The organism is Apibacter adventoris (assembly GCF_002964975.1).
In the GTDB taxonomy this organism is placed as follows: domain Bacteria; phylum Bacteroidota; class Bacteroidia; order Flavobacteriales; family Weeksellaceae; genus Apibacter; species Apibacter adventoris.
Genome location: NZ_PSZM01000036.1, coordinates 142,378 through 162,873, shown reverse-complemented (window position 1 = coordinate 162,873; position 20,496 = coordinate 142,378). Strand labels below are relative to the sequence as shown.

Genomic DNA, 20,496 nt, shown 5'->3' with positions numbered 1-20,496 from the left:
ATCTAATTTTAAATGCAAAGTAAAGCTTTTCTTGGCTAACATACAAAAAAAAATCAATATTTCTTTACCAATCTATCAATATTTCTTTTAGTTTCTCTTTGTTTTATACTTTCCCTTTTATCAAATAATTTTTTACCTCTTGCTATATATATTTGTATTTTAGCCCATCCTTTTTCATTAATATATAATCTGGTTGGAACTATTGTCAAACCAGTTTCTTTGGTTTTTCTTAATATTTTGTTAATTTCTTTTTTTTGTAATAGCAATTTTCGTTCCCTTTTTATTGGATGATTATACCTTGTACCAAAAAAATATTCCTCTACTGTCATATTAATTACATATAACTCTTCATTTATAAACTGACAAAAACTTTCTGATATGCTTGCTTTACCCTCTCTAATAGATTTTATTTCAGTACCATATAAAACCAAGCCTGCTTCATATTTATCCAGCAATTCATAATTAAACCGGGCTTTCCTGTTCAATATATTAACTTTATTTTGAAATTTCATATTCAGACATTTTCTTATTACTTTTGTGCAAATTTATTAAGTATATGCTTACAGTATCAAATTTATCTTTACAATTTGGAAAAAGAATTCTCTTTGATGAGGTAAATATTAAATTTACAAAAGGAAATTGTTATGGGATTATCGGGGCTAATGGAGCCGGAAAATCTACTTTTCTAAAAATATTATCCGGAGATATTGACCCTACTACCGGTCATGTAAGTTTGGAAACCGACAAACGGATGTCTGTTCTTGAGCAAAATCACTTTGCATATGATTCTTATCCTGTTTTGGAAACTGTAATGAGGGGAAATCAAAAGCTTTTTAAGATTAAAGAGGAAATGGATGCCCTATACGCAAAACCTGATTTTTCTGATGATGACGGGGTAAAAGCCGGAGAGCTAGGTGCAATTTATGAAGAAATGGGCGGTTGGAATGCAGAAGCAGATGCTTCTACCCTATTATCAAATTTAGGGATTAAAGAAGATATACATTATAAATTAATGTCTGAATTAGAAAATGCAGATAAAGTTAGGGTATTACTAGCTCAAGCTCTATTCGGCAATCCTGATGTATTAATCCTAGATGAGCCAACTAATGATTTAGATATTGAAACAATTTCCTGGTTGGAAGATTTTCTTGCTGATTATGAAAATACTGTTATTGTTGTCTCTCATGACCGTCACTTTTTAGATGCAGTTTGCACACATACTTGTGACTTAGATTTCAGTAAATTAAATTTATATACCGGAAATTACACGTTTTGGTATCAAGCCAGCCAACTTGCAGCAAGACAAAGGTCTCAACAAAATAAAAAAGCGGAAGAGAAGAAAAAAGAGCTTCAGGATTTTATTGCTCGATTCAGTTCCAATGTTGCAAAAGCTAAACAAGCTACTGCTCGTAAAAAAATGATCGAAAAACTGAATATTGAAGAAATTAAACCTTCTTCAAGAAGATACCCTGCTCTTATTTTTGAACAGGAAAGAGAAGCGGGAGATCAAATTTTTGACGTAAAGGATCTTGAGAAAACTAAAGATGGGGAATTATTATTCAGTAATATTCATTTAAATTTAAAAAAAGGAGATAAGGTTGCCATTCTTTCTAAAAACTCTTTAGCTATTACGGAATTTTTCCAGATATTAGCTGGGGAATCAGAACCCAATAAAGGCTCTTTCAATTGGGGGGTTACTACTAAACAAAGTTATTTACCTTTAGATAATACTAAATATTTCCAGTCGGATGATAATTTAGTAGATTGGCTTAGGCAGTATGTAAATACAGATGAGGAAAGACATGAAGAGTATATAAGGGGTTTTTTAGGTAAAATGTTATTTAGTGGAGATGAAGCTTTAAAATCTTGTAAAGTCCTTTCCGGAGGAGAAAAAATGCGATGTATGTTTTCTAGAATGATGTTATTTAAAGCTAATGTATTATTACTTGATGAACCAACTAATCATCTGGATCTTGAAAGCATTACTGCTTTAAATAATTCTTTGGATAATTTTAAGGGTACTATTTTACTTGCTTCTCATGACCACGAACTACTTTCCACAGTTTGTAACCGTATTATAGAATTAACGCCTAAAGGAATTATTGACAGATATATGACCTATGATGAATATCTTAATGACCCCAAGGTTAAGGAACTTAAAAATCAATATTATAATTAATTTTTATAAAAAAATTTACATGAAAAAAAAGAGTAGTTTTAAATTACTCTTTTTTTTATTAATGTGTACAAATAATTTAAAAAAATATTATTTAAAATTTAATTATGTTTCAATATTTGGCATATTATTTGGCATATTATATATGTTATTTAACTTAATAAAATAACAATTTGTTCTTTAAGATTTTATAATCATACATACATTAATTTATACTTAGTTAAAAAAGATGTTTAAAGTTATTTAAACATCTTTTTTATTTTATTACTCCATATAATTAAGTGTACATACTATTTTATTAGCGATACAACATATATTTCTTCTTCTTATTTCTTTTGTATCTAATTTCGATATATGATTTTAATTTGTAAATAAGGCTAATATTATAAAACTCTTGTTGCTTTTACATATTTTCCTTTCCAATAGTTCTCTTCTAATGAACTTATTATTACTCCTTTTGATGAAGATGCATGTATAAAGGAAATTTTGCCTAAGTTGTTAACATTATATACTATACCGACATGATTTATGGATGATCCGCTTGTGGCAAAAAACAGTAAATCTCCTTCTTTTACATTCGATATATTTACCGAATTTCCTTCTTTTGACATATCTATAGATCTTCTGGGTAATGATTTATTTACTTTTTGAAATGACATATAGACTAAACCTGAACAATCTATACCACTAGAAGTTGTCCCCCCCAATTTATAGGGTGTTCCTTTGTATTTTTCAGCTTCTCTAAGTACTGTTTTAACGTCTGAAGATTTTGATGAATAAGTTTTATTGGACTTTAAAGTTGTAGATTTATTATGGGTATTTTTTTGAGTAGATTTCTTGGGCGGAGTATGTGTATTTTTCGTATTATAGACCCAAGGAGTAGCTTTTTTATTTTTTGCGGTTACATTTTTTGTTTCATAAGATGCACACGATGCCAAAGACATAGCAAAACCAAAAAATAATAAATATAATTTTTTTCTACTTTTCATAATTATTTTTTATGATTTGCTAAATTAAATAAATATAAATAATTTGCCAATAAGTTTTAAATCTTTATTTTCTGTTAATTTGTTGAATTTTAAATCTTTAATTGATAATTGTTAATATAAATCCTAGCAAAAACTTTATTATAAGGATTTTATAAATAATTTCATACTCTAATTAATCAAATAATTCACTTTTGTTTTCAGCAATATTTTCGTATCCTACATCAATTGATAGATTTTCAGATTTTGCGGCATTCACAGCCATTTTATCGCATTCTTCATTTTCAGGATGACCGGCATGACCTTTTATCCATTCAAAATGAACTGTATGATTGTTATATATTTTTAAAAAACGTATCCATAAATCCGGATTTTTCACCTTGTCAAACCTTTTTTTTTCCCAATTATTTATCCAGCCTTTTCGAACGGCATTTACTACATATTTAGAATCAGAATATATTACTACCTGCTGATGATCTTTTTTTATTTTCTCCAAGGCAATAATTACTGCTAATAGTTCCATTCTGTTATTTGTAGTTAATCTAAAACCTTCGGAAATTTTTTTTATATAAGAGGTCCCTTTCAGCTTCATAATAATTCCATATCCACCTTTCCCGGGATTTCCTAAAGAAGAGCCATCTGTAAATACTTCAATCATTAATTTAAAATATTTCTTTTAATTCCCTCAGTTCTTGTATAACAGGGAATTCTCTGGAGCTATATTTCTTTTCTTTTTTGTAATCAAAAAACACCGGAAACATTCCCATATTTTTTCCTCCTATTATATCCCCTTCCCAATCATCTCCTATAAAAGAAGATTCTTCAGCCTTTGCTTTTGCTTTATGTAACCCTAACTCAAAAACTTCTTTTGCTGGTTTCCTTTTATTTATTTCTTCCCCGCTAGTTGTTGTTGAAATGTAATTTTTTATAGGTGTCTTTTGTATCTTATTTTCAGTAGCATCAATAAATCCATTCGAAATAATATGTAATTGATAACCTTTTTGTTTAAGGTATTTTAATATATCCTCTGCATATTCTACCAAATTATTATTTTCTACAACTTTATTAATAAAATGGTCATTAAAATAACTACATATTTGTTGATCTTTTACCCCTAATTCATAAAATGTATCTGTAAATCTATGATTTAATATATCTCTTTTTGTTACTTTTTCTTGTCTATAAAGGCTCCAAAGCTTTTCGTTTCTAGCATAATATTTTTTATAAAAGTCAGAAAAATTAATTTTATATTTTTCTCTGATCTGCATATTTTCAAACATTGACTGAAGGGTAATTTTAGAATTTTTGTCTGTATCCCATAGTGTATTATCTAGATCAAAAAATATATGTTTTATTTTGTTTTCCATTTAATATTTATTAGAGGCTTAATCCCATTCCAAATAATACTGCAAATGCTAATGCAAGAAGTGCAGTAGGTTTCATATATTTATCTAATTCTTTAGGGTTTTTTACTGCTAATATTTTACGTCTTAATTGTGTATCTGGTATAAAGAGAATAAAAAATATAAACGGTGTTATAGAGGATAAGTTTTCCATTTTAATGATAAATTTATCTTGGTGTATTAAAAGGAAAATCAAGCATAATATAAATGGAAGGTTCATAAGTATCAGCTGATAGTATTTTGCATTAGTAAACCCGATTCTTAGTGCTAATGTCTTTTTATGACTTAATTTATCTGACTCCATATCGCGCATATTATTCAAGTTTAAAACTGCGACACTAAATAAACCTACTGCAGATGCAGGTAATAGGGTATCCCAAGTAAATGTTTTTGTATATAGAAATTCACTTCCTATAACAGATACCCATCCAAAAAATAAAAACACAAAAATATCTCCCAATCCCATATATCCATAGGGTTTCTTTCCCATAGTATAAAAAAGAGCTGCTAATATACAGGCAACTCCTAAACCTATAAATATAAAGAATTCATTCCAATAATCGGGAATAAAGGCATAGGTCAATAAAACAATGGCTGAAATAAGGGAAAGTATAATGGTAATTATAATTCCATTATACATTTGCTTTTGGGTTATAGCTCCTGATTGTATTGCTCTGGCAGGTCCAATTCTGTTTTCATTATCTGTACCTTTAACACCATCTCCATAATCGTTAGCAAAATTTGACAATATCTGAAATAATATTGTTGTGAGACAAGATAATCCAAATATGATTCCATCAAAGCAGTCTTTCCATTTAGCTAATAACCCTCCTAATATAATGCCACTCAAAGAGAGAGGTAAGGTTCTTAATCTTGCTGCTTCTATCCAATTTTTCATTATTTTTTTTAATATGAAGTAAGTGGCAAAAATACGTTTATTTTTTTAAGTTAATATTTATGTTATCGGGGATAACCTACCGGATGATTTAATAATATATGTTGAGAGGCTTTTAGTTTTAATATTTTATGTAATTCTACTCTATCCATTCCGGCTCTGGGTCTTGTAGCCAATCCTGTCCCTGCACAAAAAACTGAAATATTTTGAGACACAATGCCTACGTCTATTTTATTCCATTCTAAAATATCTTCTTTTTTAAAGCTGGGTGGATATTTAGATTTATCGGCTACTAATATCAAAATACAGGGTCCTGTTTCTCCATGTATCAAATGTCTGTAATCGCCTTTCGCTATAGGTTCTAATTCTTTATTTTGAGCATTGTATAAATATATACCTTCTTTGAAACAAATATAAATATCTACATCTTGAGTGTTAAGAGAAGATGGTGCTGTTCTTTTCCCATCGGTTCTGTTTACTCCATTAGCCGCCCATAATAAATCAGATAAATCCTGTATTTCCAACTCTTTATCTAAAAAATCTGTACTGCTTTTTCGTTTAGATAATGCTTCCATAACGGGCAAACCTCTCTTGATATCCGGATCTTTTAGTTTTATAGTCTTTAAATCTTGAGAAAATACCTGAATGCTCAATAATATTATTCCCCATGCTAGTATTCTTTTCATGTATTTTTAAATTTTTGCTAAAATTAGTTTTTTTTATAAAAAGAATCACCCTTGATGTATGGGTGATTCTTTTTATAATTACTATTTATTAAAGATAAATCTCTTTTATAAATTACCTATAACTTTATCTTTAGGGGATTTCACTTTATAGCTAATTCTTATTTTTTTCACCTCATTAGGGGCTAATTCTAATTTCCAGGTCAAAAATCCCTGGTCTTTATTTACAGTAGATCCTCCGTTTTCTATTAATTCTATTTTTATTTCTGAATCTGTACTCAATGGGTATTGATCTTTTAATATTAAATTAATTTTTTCTTTCTTGTTATTTTTTACTGTAATATCATAAGTAAACATTTGCTCTTTATTGGATGAGAAAAACTTAGTTCCCGATTTATCTACGATCTTTTCTCTTTTTATAGAAACTCTTTTATCTTTCCCCATACTAAGATTTAATGTATCTGAAGTTTGGTTAGGATCTATAATAGTTTTTCCTACATATACACCTTCAAATATTATATTAGCTTCTCCGCTTAATAAATTATATTGGGAATAGTTTCCAACTTCCGCCAATAAGTAAGATTCTTTATCTAATCTAGGAACTGCATAATATTTATATCTGGCCGGAATTTGTATTTTAGTAAGCACTACGCTATGTTGTTTTCCATTAGACATAATATCATAAGGTATATCTATATCAAAACTTGTATTTAATTGGCTTTCTATTATATTAGAATTTACTGAAGAAAATTGAGAATCAAAATCTTTTGCTACACTTTTTTGAGCCATTTGCCAATCCATTGATTGAATCGTATTCTTAGAAATTTGTCCTTTTGCTATTATTCTATTTTTGTTATAATCTCCAAATCTTAAAAACCATTGGTTTAAGATAGGTGCCTGATTATTTTGGCTGGGCATACCACTGGAAAGAGTCAATTTCACCTTCTTCCAATCAATTCCTGTATTTTGTTCTATCTGGGCTTTATAAATCATTTTAATAGGGCTAGATATATTATCTGCTCTCAAATCATAAAAGGGAGTCCATGTAGCTCCTCCACTTAAATAGGATATTTTGAAAGGAACATTTCCTGCTTCATTTGCCATAACCTGCAGTATTAATTTACCCTTAGATATTTTTTCTTCTTCTTGCTTGGTGAAGTTTAATTTGGTATTTAGACTTATAAGCCTATCAGATAATTTTTTTTCTTTTTCTAATATTGCTGAGTGTTGGAAACTAAGATCTGTTCTCTTTTTTTGGTAATATTCTATAATTTTAGTCAATTCTAAAGCATTTAATCCTGTATTAACACCGGCAATCTGCTGGTTTTTATCTAACATTTCTATAGTTTTTAGTATACTGCTTTTTTCATTGTTTAGCTTATCCAACTCTTTATTAACCCATGCAACACTATCTCTTACTTTCTTTAACTCGGGTAAGTTTTGATCTTTGTCATATTCAGAAATATAATCCTTGGTAAACTGTACAGAAAGCACGGTAACATTAGAGGGCGCACCTACCATAACCGTTTTTTCATTTATATAGTTTGATACATTTTTAACTATAATTTCGGAGGTTCCTGCCGGAAGATTAACATTAGTAGATTGTGTTATTTCTGCAGAATTGAAATAAACGGTTACTGCTTCCGTATTTGCCGTGCTAAAAATAGGTTTTTGGGAAAATAACAATGTAGTACAACATACAAGGCATAATAAAAAATACTTTTTCATTTTATTTGTTTTTTATTTATTAGATGTTATTTCTAATAAATTTCCATAAAAAAATTTTTTTTTATTTTACCTAGGTTTTGATTTCTTAAATGAAAATTCCGTTTTTTGGAGGAATCATTATGTTTATTTAGAAACTATATGCTTTTCCTCATTGACAATAATTTCATCATATTCAACTTTGAATTCTCCGACTTTTATAGATATTATTATATGTTGTATTTTTTATATATTTGTTCCTTTACAGAAAACCAATATCCTATAAAAATAGGACTAAGCATTTTTCTTTTTTACACCATTTTTTATTTAACTTTTACTCTGTCATAATACACATACCCCTGTTTTTCCTTTTGCGTTTTTATCAACCACCATTTTCCTTCTTCATTTAATACTTCCACTTTTTCTCCATTTTTTATTTGCTGTACTATTTCTGATTTAGAATTCTTTTCTTTCCTTAGATTGGTAAATCCATCCGGGTCTTGGATATAATACATTGCCTCCAGATCATTATTTTCATAAACTTTTTCCGTATACTTCTTTAGCATTTTAAAATTATAAAAATCATTATTGAGAATATTTTTTTTATAAAATGGATAATTTTCATAAAAATAATCTATGTATCCGGTTATGCCTGTTAAGGCTAATTCATTTAAGAGAAATGCTATTGAATACTCATTATTCTTATAATCATTAGGAGTGTCTGCTATGTCTTTAATAATATCAGACAGTGTATAATAGAAATCTCCTTGAATTGTTTCTGAAAAAGCATTAATTATTTGTTTATTATATTCTATTTCTCTAATCTTATCTACTAAATGTTCCCTTAAGATATAGGTATGATTCCTTTCTTCAAAAATTAATTCTTTTACAGCAAATTTGTTTCTAAAATTAGTATTGCTGAATACATATTTTAAAATAGTATTATTTTTATCAAATCCAAAAGTTTTTACTAATTCTATAATTAAATCGGGTCTTTCTTTTTTTAACCATACTAGGGAAGATTTATTATCACAAAAAATGAATTGATTATAATGAAGTAAAGTTAATCCATCTATATCTCCTTTAATATCTTCCACATAAAGAGCAGGTAAATTTTTAATAGCTATAACAGGAGATAGACTTTGGTCTAAGACTACTATATTTTCTTTATATTTATCAATATTAACTCCATAGTAATATTTTATTTTTTCAATGAATAGATTCAGAGATGGATATTGATAATTAAATTTATTAAACTCATTTTCTATTTGTTCCTTATTTTTAATAATAAGTTTATCATAATTAATCTCCAATTCTCCATCTTTATATATATTGTAAGGTGCATTTTCTTTATTATTTATATTCATTGTACTTTTATTATTGTTTTGATCTTTTTGCCCTTTACAAGAAACTAAAGTACATGAGATTATAATTAAGGTTATATATATAAAATTGTTTTTCATAAAAATGCACAAATAATTAAAATAATTATCCGACTCATTTAAGGTTTATTATATATTCTTCATATAACTTAATGCAATAAATATTTTAGTTTAATTATTAAATTAAGTATAACTATCATATTCACTTCTCTTTGTTTAATATTAATTAGATATTTCTAAAGGACTCCAAGTATTATTTCCAGGATTAATTTCATAAATAGGATTTCCTGAGATGAAATAAGATGCTTTTTCTTTTTTTAAATAAAGGGTATCAACATCAGATTTATTATCTCCTTGATAGGAAATTAGGGGTAAAGCTATTTCTGAAATTCCATTATTAGTTTGTAAAGAAATAATTTTAGACTTATATTTAATGGTATCATTATCTATAATATTTAATATTCTTACATCTTCATAGGATTTAATGTTTATTTTATATTCATTTTTATAGTTATCTCTATCATAAGCTAAATACACATACTTTCCTTTCCAACTTGTTACAATATTTTTTTGTTCTATTTGACCAGTGATTTCTTCCTTCATTTTATATTCTTCTATATTATCTATTAAATAACCTTCTTTTGTTTTTTCTAATTTCACTTTCATACAAAGATTATGATTTCCTTCAAAATCATTATATGGAAGACATACTTTATAAAACTGTCCTTTAACTAAAGGCTCTATATTCATTGTTTCTAACCATTGTTCTATAAAATCTTGTGCATTAATTACCGGATCATAATCAAGTTCTTTATTGCTAAGTCTGGATAAAAATTTTTTAGACAAATATTTTTCTTTTAAAGAATTTAAAGCCTTCTCATTAGGAGAATTTCTTATTCCTTCTTTAATGTAATTTGAATAAAAGTTTGTTAAAAAAACAATTGCCGAATCTTGTTGTATGGAAATATTTTGCTCCAATAAATTGTTGTCATCATATTTTATTCCTTTTTGCTTACAAAAGAAAAGGAATAAAAAGAGAATAGGTTTAATCATGCCCATTTCTATTTTATTGAACTTTATATATCATAATTATTTTTTCTTTATTATTTCATAACCTAGTTTTTTAGGTTTTGTTATTACATCTTGAGATACCCATTGGGTTGTCAAATAATAGTTCCCTTTATCTTCAATTAAAACAAATTCAGGATTCATCCCACCCCCTTGTTTATATCCATACAAATTCCTTGAATGATATAAAATGAGTTTACTGTTTTCCTCTTTAGCTGTTAATAGGTCTATAAAGCTCATTTGAAAACCGTCTCCCGTTGCTTTTATACTATCTTTTGTTATCTCTATAATAATTTCATAACCTACCTTTTGCCCTCCTATATCTCCATAATCTAACCAAACTGAATAATTCCCATACCATTTTTCAGAAATATTATTTACTGTGATAAAATTATTAGTTCTTAATTTTTGAATTTTAGTATTTATGAAATTTTCTCTCCATTCTTGTTCTAAATTATTTTCATTTAAGGACTGAATTTTAATAGAATCTAATAATTCCCACTCATTTAAATTATTTGTAAATAATTTCTCCATATAGTTATCTTTTTGATAATATATTGGATCTCCTGATTTATTATAGTTTAAATACTTTTTTTCAATCAGAAAAACATAAATGTTAAATTTACGTTTAAGTTCATCAATAGATAACTCATTAATTTCTTTAACAGATTCTTCAGTATTTAAATTTATGCCATTTTTAGGTATATAATAAATTAGAATATTTCCTAAATTGTTATTCTCTTTTGGACTATAAATACAGCCATAATCCGCTGTTACAAAATAACCATTTTCAAAGGAAAAGTCTCCGCATTTTAATATGTTATCAAAAGAATAACTATCTACTTTATTTTTTATTTCAATCAAAGACTTTTCTTTATCTTGCCCTTTACAAAAAACTAAAGTACATGAGATTATAATTAAGGTTATATATAAAAAATTGTTTTTCATAATTATAATTTTTTAGTATAATTTTTAGGTCTAAAATATCCTTTCCATCCATCATGACTAGATAATGCTCCACTATTCGTCATATAAATAGCCGTCCTCGAACAGCCTTTTCCTGAATATCCACCATTTTTAACTTGTTGAGATTCTCCTACAGCCCCTGTTCTTCCTATTGCCTCTAAAATAGTCACTAAATCTGTAGATTCATCATACTCATATACTATTCCTGTATGACCAACACCATTACTTTTTCGCCAAACAAATATATCTCCTCTTTCTGGTTTATAATCCGATTTATTACTTCCTGAAACAAAATCAATTTTATCAGAATTTATAGCTTTTCTAAAATCACTTTGTGTTGTCATTAATTTTTAAGGTATCTTCTGAAAATTTAATTTTTAATTTTTTTTAAATTCTCTAAATCTTTTTCTTCGATAGGTTTATCAAAAGATCGTGTTACGTCAATAAGCTCCCAATGTATAAAAATTATTTATTAATGTGTTTTCTTTTCTTCTATCCTTACAGCATCAGATAATTTCATTATTTTGAAAATCTAAAAATTGTTTTTGCTCTGTTCTTCCTTTACAACTTATCAAAGCTATAAGTAATAAAAAAGGAATTATATTTTTATTTTAAAGTAATTCTTCATTTTTTTAGTATTGAAAAAAAGAGATAAATACTAGGCGGAGTCTTAGTTATGTATATTTATTTACTGCATTTTATTTAATATATATTGTTTATTATCATAATAAAAATCTAAATATGGAGATTCCCATAAATATTTTTTACCATCAAAATATATATTTCCAAAATCTTTTGTTTTTTCTAATATAGCGCTCTCACTACTATCTAAATACTTTGAATAAGACAATAATAATTTATTATCAACTTCTTTTCCTGTTAATAAATATTTTTGATAAATCTGATAACCTGCTATTTCATAAATTATAGAATCTTTTGAAATACTTAATGTAATACTTTTATCTTCCCTCCAATCTTTAGATTCTTTACTTATCACATGATATATTCCAAACCATTTACTTGAAATAATTTTGTTTTTATTATATTCTTGCTTAGTTTTATATGTATATTCTTCTGGTTCATATTCTCTTAAATAGTATGTTGGGGGAGGGCAATCGTAAATAATAGTTGATAATGGTAATCTAGTTATTTTCCCTACATTACTTATACCATAAAGTTCGTATAACTCAAAAGATTCTTTTTTTGTACTGTTGCTATATTTCCCAATAGCAATACCTGTTTTATCAACATTACCAGATTTGTAATTAAATTGAGAATAATCAAAGCCTTTTGGTATTTTTAAAGTATCTATTAATTCTTTATTTTTTCCTTTTTTCCTTTCTATAAACAGGTATCTTATTTTTTCTTTTCCAGATTTTATATCATCTTTAGAATTAATAAGGGCTAATTCTGTAAAAGAAATATTATTTGTATTGGAAATGTTTTCTTCATTCCATAGAATAAAATATCTGGATTTAGTGTTTAGAAAGCTTGAAATACTTTCAGATTTAATTTGAGTAATTCCTACCCCACTGTAATCATCATAAATTACGTCAGAAAAATTGGTAATATTATTATAAGTTATACCTAAAGCTATATTCTTTTCTTGGGATTGGCATGAATTAAAATTTAATAATATAAAAAAATATACTATTATTTTAATCTTTTGTTTGATCTTGTTTTGGAGCATTCAATTTTGTTTTGTATCCATTTTCTGTATATTTATAATTAACTGCGTCATCATTTTCTTTACTTTTAATAATGGTGATGATTTTCTGTGTTCTTTGGCAAATGATTTAAGTAATTTATTTTGCCATTCCTTTTGTAAATCAAGCCTAGCATACTCATCCATCCAAATTTAAATAAAGCATCACTCCATCTCATTTCCATATAACAATATTTTATTTAAAAGATCTTGATTCCAATCTTCAGCATATATATTTTGAAGTTCAGAAGTCCATCCAGAAGTGCGTTTTTTATTGTCACCTAAATAATATGTCGAATAATATTTGCCTGTAATTAAATTAAATGATTTAGTATAGGTACCATTATTATCTTTCGTATAACTTAAGTCATATCCTATAACTTGTATTTTTTTATTATAAATATCATATCTAAACTTAATCTTTTCAATCAAATTTTTCTTTTCTCCTGAAATATTTTTCTTCGTAACCTGATTTGCATAATCTACACTAAGCTCTATAATTTTACCTTTAATAATCGGATCACTTACATAATAATCTGTTTTTATATTATTATACAATATACTATTATTTAAAACAGGTATTTCAATTGTTTTACTTTGAGATGACAAATAAATCTTAAGAATAAAATTTAAAAATTTTGTGCTATTTTTTTCTTGAATCTGTGCTTTATCTTCAATATTATCATCATCAAAATATAATAATTTTGGTTTTTCTACTAAACTATCTATTGTTGATTCCGTCATATTGTGAATCACTTCTTTTTTTTGACAAGAAATATTAATTGTCAATGCAAATATTACTAAACTAAGTATTCTTTTCATTTAATTTATTCTTTTATTTCTATTACAGCTATATTTTTTACTCCACAATGAAGATGAGCCTTATGATGAGAATCTTCTTTAAATGTTATTGCTTTTTTAGGTTTGACTAACTTCATTCCTGGTTTATAATAAAATGTTGTTATGCCAAAATTTGCCATTGCATTCACATATTTTTGTGTATTTATTAAATTAAAATAATCCGAATCTATACTTTCTCCATTAGTATGTGAAACACTTGGAAAACATGTTCCATCTTTCATTGCTGAGCCTTCTGAAATTAACGAAAGCCCACTTTCTGCTAAAGCTCCTATTAGTGCAGCAAAATGATCTCTTCCCATATATTTACGAATGGTATTTTCAAAAGATAAATTAATCTTTATATTTCCAGAATTGTATTTTAAAGGGTCTGGCATTTTTACAATTATAACTTTTCCTCCTGATTTAACAAATTTCAGGTTTATTGTCCCTTCCCCTTCTCCTGCTTTTCCTGTAGCAATAATAGATCCATCCGAATATTTATAAACATGTTTTTGATTTACTCCTTTTATATTGAAAGTTTCATGAGAGATATATCCTGAAGGGATTGATGTAGGATTAGGTTTTTCACGCTTAACTTTATCTATTTCAAGCCAATCAATGATACATATTTCGTGCTCTATATTGGTTGAATCATGGTATATATATTTATATTTTTTTTCATATCCTGATTTAATTTTTTTAGGAATGTGACGTTCAATTTTGCCATTAGAAAAAATATGATATGTAATTATATCTTTGGAAGTGATAATTTTAGATTCATCTCTATGATACAAATCATACTTAAAAAATGCTGTTTTAAGCAGTTCATAGTTACTTTTCCTCTTCTCCCAACCATTCGGCATATTTGTAGTTGCATTTCTTCCATTTAATAATACGGAAATTAACTCTAAATACTTATCAGCATATGTTGCTAGCTCATTTAAAGATTTACCTGAAGTCTCTATGCCCCATCTATCAACAGCCCCAGATGGAGCCGTGGGCATTTTTTTATTAATACTCCAAATCCACGCTCCACTATCAATGCAGTAGTGTACATTATTCGCAACTATTTCAGGCTTCTTTACAATAGCTTGATCCCCTTTATAATCTGCATAATCTTGATATGGACCAGGAGTATTATATTTTTCTTCACCATTCTTTCTAACTCCTGTCAACTGTAAAATACCCCGTCCTTTATAAATACTGATACTTGATGCATATTGGCTTTTTGTTTCTTCAGAAAGTGCAAACGTTCCTGTTTCTTCACAAATTTGAGCTAGAAAATGCATCTTTTGCGCACAAGTATTTATTTTATATTTTTTTAAAGCATTATTTAACTCTTTTGTAAGTATAGTAAAACTTTTATCACTTATATTACATTCTGCTCTTTTCCCTCCTTTTAATGCTTGTCCCTCCCATATTGTTTCACTTCCCTTTAAGAGCTTTACAAATTGCCTGACATCTTTTTCTTCAAAATCTCGATTGCAAAAGCATTTCTCCTTTCCTTCCCCCTTCTCTTGTTCCGGAGCATTTCTGGTAACCACCTTAACTCCTTCGGGTTTAGGAATAGAAAAATCTTTTTTATCTGTTTTTATCTTTCTAGATCTAAGTATTATTTATATTTACTTTTCTCTTACCCTGTTATAATAAACATATCCCTGATTTCCTTCTTGGGTCTTTATCAACCACCAATTTCCTTCATTATTTAAAACTTCCACTTCCTCATTATTTTTTATTTGTTGCAATATTTCTGATTTAGAATTTTTTTCTTTTCTTAGATTTGTAAATCCATCAGGATCTTGAATATAATATTCAATAGGATTATCACTATTATCTGAATCAGACTGGTTTTCTGAATATGATTTTAATTTAGGAAAAGAATAGTAATTGTTATTTTTTAGGTGTTTTAAAAAATTTGGATATTTAATAAATAAATAATCAACTTCTCCTACAGGATATATATCTTTTTTCTGATTTCTTTCAATAAGAAGATTTAAAATAAAAGCAACATCATATTCTCTGTTCCCTTCATAGGGATTTTTTTCTTCTATAATAGGAGCTATAAAAGAAGTGGCAGAAATGTTTACATCAGGGTATTGATTAATATATTTTTGAAATATTTCTTTTCTCAATTCCCAATTTCCATGAATTCCTATTCTTCCAAAAAATACAGAATATGCAAAAGGAGTTTCCAAATCATTTTTTATTTCTTTAAAGATATATTCAAGTAATTCATTATTATAATATCCATAATCTTGAACTAACATATATAAGTAATAATTATCATTAAATTTCAAATAATTAAAAGCCATTTTATCCTCATAAAAAACGTATTTATTAAATGAAACAAAAGATAAATCGTTAGTGAAGTTGTCCGTATCTAAATACTTTTCTTTTTTATACACAGTAGGATAAAAATCTGGAGCATCAGGTATAATGGGTTTTATCTCTAGATAGAATTCATTGCTGAAGACAGAATCTATATTTACCCCAAATACAAGTTTAATTCTTTCTTTAAACAGGTTATCTTCTGGAAATTCAAAATTGTTATTTTTTAAAATTTCTATTTTATTATTGAGCATATTTTGATCTTTATTATTGTGTTTAATACAACTACTAAAAGAAAAAATAATTAGTAAAAATATAAGTACTTTTCTCATGTTATGATCTTTTAAGATTTCTACCTTATACTAAATAATTGAAATTATCATTTTCTGAAATACTAGGACCTCCTAAAAATATAATACTATTAAGATTGGTATATGATTAAATCATTTCTAGTTTTCTAATGGTATTAAACATGACAATAGCTATAAAAAGAAAACACAAGAATTTAAAATTTTTCATTATTTTCTTTTTATTTACATTTTTCATTGATTGAATTAGAGTTAAATTGATCAAAATATATTGAACCTAAACGCTCTTTACTACATCTAATACTTGATTTACTACCATCATGCCAATTAATATCTTCACTATACTTATATAGATTTATTTTTTTTGTTACAGCATCATATTTAAATGTAATATACTTTTCAGAATCATAATTGTCTGGAATTGTATTTTTCAATTCTATTGTGAAATATTCATTTTTAATAACTAACCTACTAAAAGCGTCTCCAAAATCATTTGGATATATCCTATTGTTTATCAATACTTTATACTTTTCATTTTTTTCATTTAATAGAATTATAATCGGAGCTATTTTAGTACTTGGATCTTGAGGATTAATATCATGATTATTCCCTAAAATAATAATTTTGTCTTGAAAAGAATCATTATTTAAATCACAGTCTTTTTCTTCCACTCTAAAATATTGATTCCCTGCAATAGAATCTATAATTTTTTTTGAATCTAAATTTGTTGATTTAGCGAGATTTCCATTATTGAAAAACTTTACATATTCTTCTCTGATATTTACTAAATCCAACATTTTATATTTATCATTTTGAAAGAAGATTAAATACCATGGATTTTTATATTTGGGAATTTCTATAAATTTATTATTTATTTTAAATCCAATTATTCTGTCATCATTATAATTTTTATAAGATACTTTTAGAGAATCCAAATAGGTGGATGCGTCAGAAAAATAAGTATGTGCATCATCTGCAATCGTATAAAAGTCATCTCCATATTTCTTTTTAAGATTTTCAATATTCTTATCACTCGGTGAAATAAAAAGAATTTCTTTATCCATCAAAAAAATAGTATCTGATTTTTCAGATCCTGATATAATTTTTTCAGGGGATTTCTTACATGCGATAAATGCATAAATAATTAAAATAAGTACTAAAGCATTTTTCATAATTTATTGTATTATTTCAAGATGATAGCAACCGTTTTCATCAAGAAGAGTTTTAATTTTTGGGGTTATTGCTTTCTTAAAATCTTTAGGATTACTCATTCCTTGATTAACATCGAAAACATTTATTATATTTGGATCTCCGCAATGCTTTGAAACTTTTGAAGGACCTATTTCTTTTATTTTAGTTTCCATTTCTTTTATTATTCCGTTTTTATCTTTGCCTCTAGCTTTTGCAGACTCATATGTATCTAAAACGCGTTGCCCTGGATCTTTATATGTATTTCTCTGCTCTTTCATTCCTTTTTTTACAATATTATCATACATTACTCTAGCTTGATTATAAGGATCTCTAACAGTACTTGTTATTGTTATTAAATAGTTTTTAGTTTGTTCTCCTACTTCTCTTAAAATATTTAAAGATTTTTCACTTACTACAGATTTATCTGAATTTTCACCAAACTCAATCACTACCTTTGAGCTAATTGGTTGTTCTTCACTTTTATTTTTTGTTAGCTTACATTGATCTACTTTAAAAATAATTGAGGCTACTTCATTAAAACTTTTTTGTTTCTCGTCGTAATTTGAAGTAATTTTAATACCATTTTTATTTTTAATATCAACATTATTCCCAACAAAAGGACAAATACCTCCTTTTACATCTTTCGTTCCCAATGTTAATTTATTAAGAGGAACTCCTCTTTTATATTTTTTCCAAAGAAAAAATATCATAGAAGTTGAGACACCTAAACTTATTTTTTCTCCAACTAAATTAGGATTAGATAATACATCTGCCTTTTCATACTTTATTGTATAGGATTTACAAAACGTATAAATTTCTCTTCCTGTAATTTGTATCAATCCTCTTCCTCTAAAATTCCATCCATCATCTCCTCCAGTATTTCCTAGTTCTTTTCTATTGCTATATGCTACATTAGCAATCATCTTTTGATTTGCACTATGCGTTATCAAGTTTGGCTTATTATATTTCTTTTTTAAAAAATCAATGTTTTTTTCATTGATCCTTCCATATTTAAAAGCTAATTCATTCGGAGGACCATATCTTCTTCCAGTTGCACTAAAAGCAGAAAAATTATTTGGTAAATTCTCTACAGCATAGTCCATGTTTTCTCCCTTTTTAAGATTTAAAGATTTTCCTCCCTCTACCATTGCCTGTGCAAAAAAATGAGCTTTGTTCCAACAAGTATTCATGCCCAATTCTTTCATATACTTATTATAAGTATCTGCCACAATCTTTCTGTTTGCATCTGTTGCATCTGGAAAAATTTGTTTTAATTCTTCTGCTGTAATATTTTTTTCGCAATTAGGGCATTTCCCCTCATTCTTCTCCTTCCCTTTTTCGGAAGAATTTTTGGTAACCACATTCTCGCCTTCGGTTTTAGGAATAGAAAAATCTGTTTTATCTACTTCTATAATTGTACTTTTTAAAGTTTGTCGGGTTTCATATAAGGAAACCTCGGCAAAAATATCCTGATACCAAAAATCTCCCCCCTTATCTTGCATAGCCTTGGTAAGAGTAATGGTAAGATAACTGGAATTTGCACTAACTACGCGATCTTCTTCATGCAGCAGGTCATCAGAAAATTTATCTTTATCGTATATTCTCACCCTAATCTTGCGGTTCACCATATTTTCACTCTCTATATAAATCCGCATTTTTTCTCCATATTTTGGGCGACGTGTCCATTCCTTTCCGTAGCCATCTCTAAGAGATACTTTAATGATCTTTGGCTCTTTCCATGCAGAAGCAGGAGGTTTAGGATAGTTATTTACCCTATCTTTATGAATAACCTTAGGAGCTGCAGGCTGAGGTTGGGGAGCTTTCTTTTTTTTCGGCTGAGGTTTAGGTGGCGGAGTATAATCGGGATTGATTACCTCTACATTTTCACTGCTTTTTTCTTCCGGTGAACCTTCATGACGGCTAACGGTTACATAATATTCATGGTATCTGCCTTCGTCTTTTTGTCCGTGAGGTATTTTACGGTTAGCAATAGGAGCCATGGTAGAATAGACTAAAGAAAAAGACACTTCTGCCAACCCCTGAATGACACTAGCTTGTTTAGTAGCTATAATATTTTCTTCGTTTTCTTTGCTATGCCCGGCACCGGGAGCATCGTCTTCCCATAAAGTAAAATATAGCGTTTCGCCTTCCATACCCGTACATTGGGCACGGGCAAAGAGAGTTTCTGCATAAGATAGTTTTCTGTTTATTTTATTACGATTTACATCTAGCAACTCCAGTTTCTTTATTTCGGGAACATCTTCCCCGTCTAAAGTCATAAAAAATTCCGCTACTTTTTCGTTACTGCTTTCTCTTTTCATATGAGCTTCTATACGGACTTTTTTAGATTTAAGTTTTTGATTGGTAAAAATAATCGTAAATTTTTGTCCGGTTTTTTCTTTTTCTAAACGCAGCTTTCTCCAGTTTTCCTCTCCTTCTTCCACATAAAACTCCCAGGTTATTTTTTCCGAGGGATAGTGGGGTGGGTTTTCTTCACTATCTAATAGTTCATATTCGGCGCTTTCTCCCATTCCCAATGAATTTTTCCCTCGTATTATATAAGCCCTTGATTCTTCGTCCGGTTGAGGGATGCGCAAAGTATCACCCTCATAAATAACAGGGGTATAGCTGCTACCCTTTTTCACCAGCTTTATTTTTTCAGGATTGGCTTGTACAATTTTATGTTCTTCTATTTCATATTTTCGGGAAATCCCCCAAAGGGTATCACCCTTTTTTACTTTATGTAGAATATAGTCAGGCATAGGAATAAGTTAGATTTTGTGGTTTTAGTATTTTTCATAGTTAAATGTTAGATTTTTTATTTTTAATTCATATATAAAAAATTCTGATTTGCTATTCTT

The 20,496-nt window shown here is 27.7% G+C and carries 19 protein-coding genes; 1 reads left to right on the top strand and 18 read right to left on the bottom strand.

What is annotated here, in order from left to right:
- Positions 1–53: 53 nt before the first annotated feature.
- Positions 54–512 carry an SsrA-binding protein SmpB gene (gene smpB, locus C4S77_RS05770; protein ID WP_105192064.1) on the bottom strand — a complete coding sequence of 153 codons (459 nt, stop codon included), beginning with the start codon at positions 510–512 and terminating at the stop codon, positions 54–56.
- Positions 513–556: 44 nt separating this feature from the next.
- On the opposite strand from smpB, the gene C4S77_RS05765 reads away from it, so the two are divergent.
- On the top strand, positions 557–2,179 hold the full coding sequence (locus C4S77_RS05765; protein WP_105246734.1) for an ABC-F family ATP-binding cassette domain-containing protein: 1,623 nt from the start codon (positions 557–559) through the stop codon (positions 2,177–2,179).
- Positions 2,180–2,559: 380 nt separating this feature from the next.
- Here C4S77_RS05765 and C4S77_RS05760 read toward each other — a convergent pair whose 3' ends face one another.
- From C4S77_RS05760 to C4S77_RS05685, 17 genes are all read right to left on the bottom strand, one after another.
- Positions 2,560–3,165: a C40 family peptidase gene (locus tag C4S77_RS05760; RefSeq protein WP_105192068.1), complete on the bottom strand. Its 606-nt coding sequence runs from the start codon at positions 3,163–3,165 to the stop codon at positions 2,560–2,562.
- A gap of 172 nt (positions 3,166–3,337) precedes the next feature.
- Positions 3,338–3,820 (bottom strand): ribonuclease HI, encoded by a 483-nt coding sequence (gene rnhA, locus C4S77_RS05755; RefSeq protein ID WP_105192070.1) that lies wholly within the window; start codon positions 3,818–3,820, stop codon positions 3,338–3,340.
- Positions 3,821–3,824: 4 nt separating this feature from the next.
- Positions 3,825–4,529, bottom strand: a complete 705-nt coding sequence (locus C4S77_RS05750) for an HAD family hydrolase (RefSeq protein ID WP_105246733.1) — start codon at positions 4,527–4,529, stop codon at positions 3,825–3,827.
- Positions 4,530–4,539: 10 nt separating this feature from the next.
- Positions 4,540–5,463, bottom strand: a complete 924-nt coding sequence (gene menA, locus C4S77_RS05745; protein WP_105246732.1) for a 1,4-dihydroxy-2-naphthoate octaprenyltransferase — start codon at positions 5,461–5,463, stop codon at positions 4,540–4,542.
- Between the two features lie 62 nt (positions 5,464–5,525).
- A complete protein-coding gene (locus tag C4S77_RS05740; protein WP_105246731.1) occupies positions 5,526–6,146 on the bottom strand; it encodes a SagB/ThcOx family dehydrogenase in 621 nt (206 codons plus the stop codon).
- 105 nt (positions 6,147–6,251) lie between these two features.
- Positions 6,252–7,871, bottom strand: coding sequence for a DUF4139 domain-containing protein (locus C4S77_RS05735; RefSeq protein ID WP_105192078.1), 1,620 nt, complete (start codon positions 7,869–7,871; stop codon positions 6,252–6,254).
- 299 nt (positions 7,872–8,170) lie between these two features.
- Entirely contained in the window at positions 8,171–9,310 is a 1,140-nt protein-coding gene (locus C4S77_RS05730; RefSeq protein ID WP_105246730.1) for an SH3 domain-containing protein, read from the bottom strand.
- Between the two features lie 141 nt (positions 9,311–9,451).
- The gene (locus tag C4S77_RS05725) at positions 9,452–10,288 is read right to left on the bottom strand and encodes a DUF3828 domain-containing protein (RefSeq protein ID WP_105246728.1); all 837 of its coding nucleotides are present in this window, start codon (positions 10,286–10,288) and stop codon (positions 9,452–9,454) included.
- 30 nt (positions 10,289–10,318) lie between these two features.
- Positions 10,319–11,245, bottom strand: a complete 927-nt coding sequence (locus C4S77_RS05720) for a hypothetical protein (protein ID WP_105192084.1) — start codon at positions 11,243–11,245, stop codon at positions 10,319–10,321.
- Positions 11,246–11,247: 2 nt separating this feature from the next.
- Positions 11,248–11,607: a CHAP domain-containing protein gene (locus C4S77_RS05715; RefSeq protein WP_105246726.1), complete on the bottom strand. Its 360-nt coding sequence runs from the start codon at positions 11,605–11,607 to the stop codon at positions 11,248–11,250.
- A 344-nt stretch (positions 11,608–11,951) separates the two neighbouring features.
- Positions 11,952–12,953, bottom strand: coding sequence for a hypothetical protein (locus tag C4S77_RS05710; RefSeq protein ID WP_105246724.1), 1,002 nt, complete (start codon positions 12,951–12,953; stop codon positions 11,952–11,954).
- Entirely contained in the window at positions 12,954–13,115 is a 162-nt protein-coding gene (locus tag C4S77_RS13015) for a hypothetical protein (RefSeq protein ID WP_181042833.1), read from the bottom strand. It lies immediately after the preceding gene.
- An 18-nt stretch (positions 13,116–13,133) separates the two neighbouring features.
- Positions 13,134–13,790: a hypothetical protein gene (locus C4S77_RS05705; protein WP_146106052.1), complete on the bottom strand. Its 657-nt coding sequence runs from the start codon at positions 13,788–13,790 to the stop codon at positions 13,134–13,136.
- Positions 13,791–13,795: 5 nt separating this feature from the next.
- Positions 13,796–15,352 (bottom strand): hypothetical protein, encoded by a 1,557-nt coding sequence (locus C4S77_RS05700; RefSeq protein WP_105246720.1) that lies wholly within the window; start codon positions 15,350–15,352, stop codon positions 13,796–13,798.
- 78 nt (positions 15,353–15,430) lie between these two features.
- Entirely contained in the window at positions 15,431–16,468 is a 1,038-nt protein-coding gene (locus C4S77_RS05695; protein ID WP_105246718.1) for an SH3 domain-containing protein, read from the bottom strand.
- A gap of 197 nt (positions 16,469–16,665) precedes the next feature.
- Complete coding sequence (locus C4S77_RS05690; RefSeq protein WP_105246716.1) at positions 16,666–17,616, bottom strand: hypothetical protein; 951 nt, start codon at positions 17,614–17,616, stop codon at positions 16,666–16,668.
- 3 nt (positions 17,617–17,619) lie between these two features.
- A complete protein-coding gene (locus C4S77_RS05685; protein WP_105246714.1) occupies positions 17,620–20,397 on the bottom strand; it encodes a LysM peptidoglycan-binding domain-containing protein in 2,778 nt (925 codons plus the stop codon).
- Between the last annotated feature and the right edge of the window lie 99 nt (positions 20,398–20,496).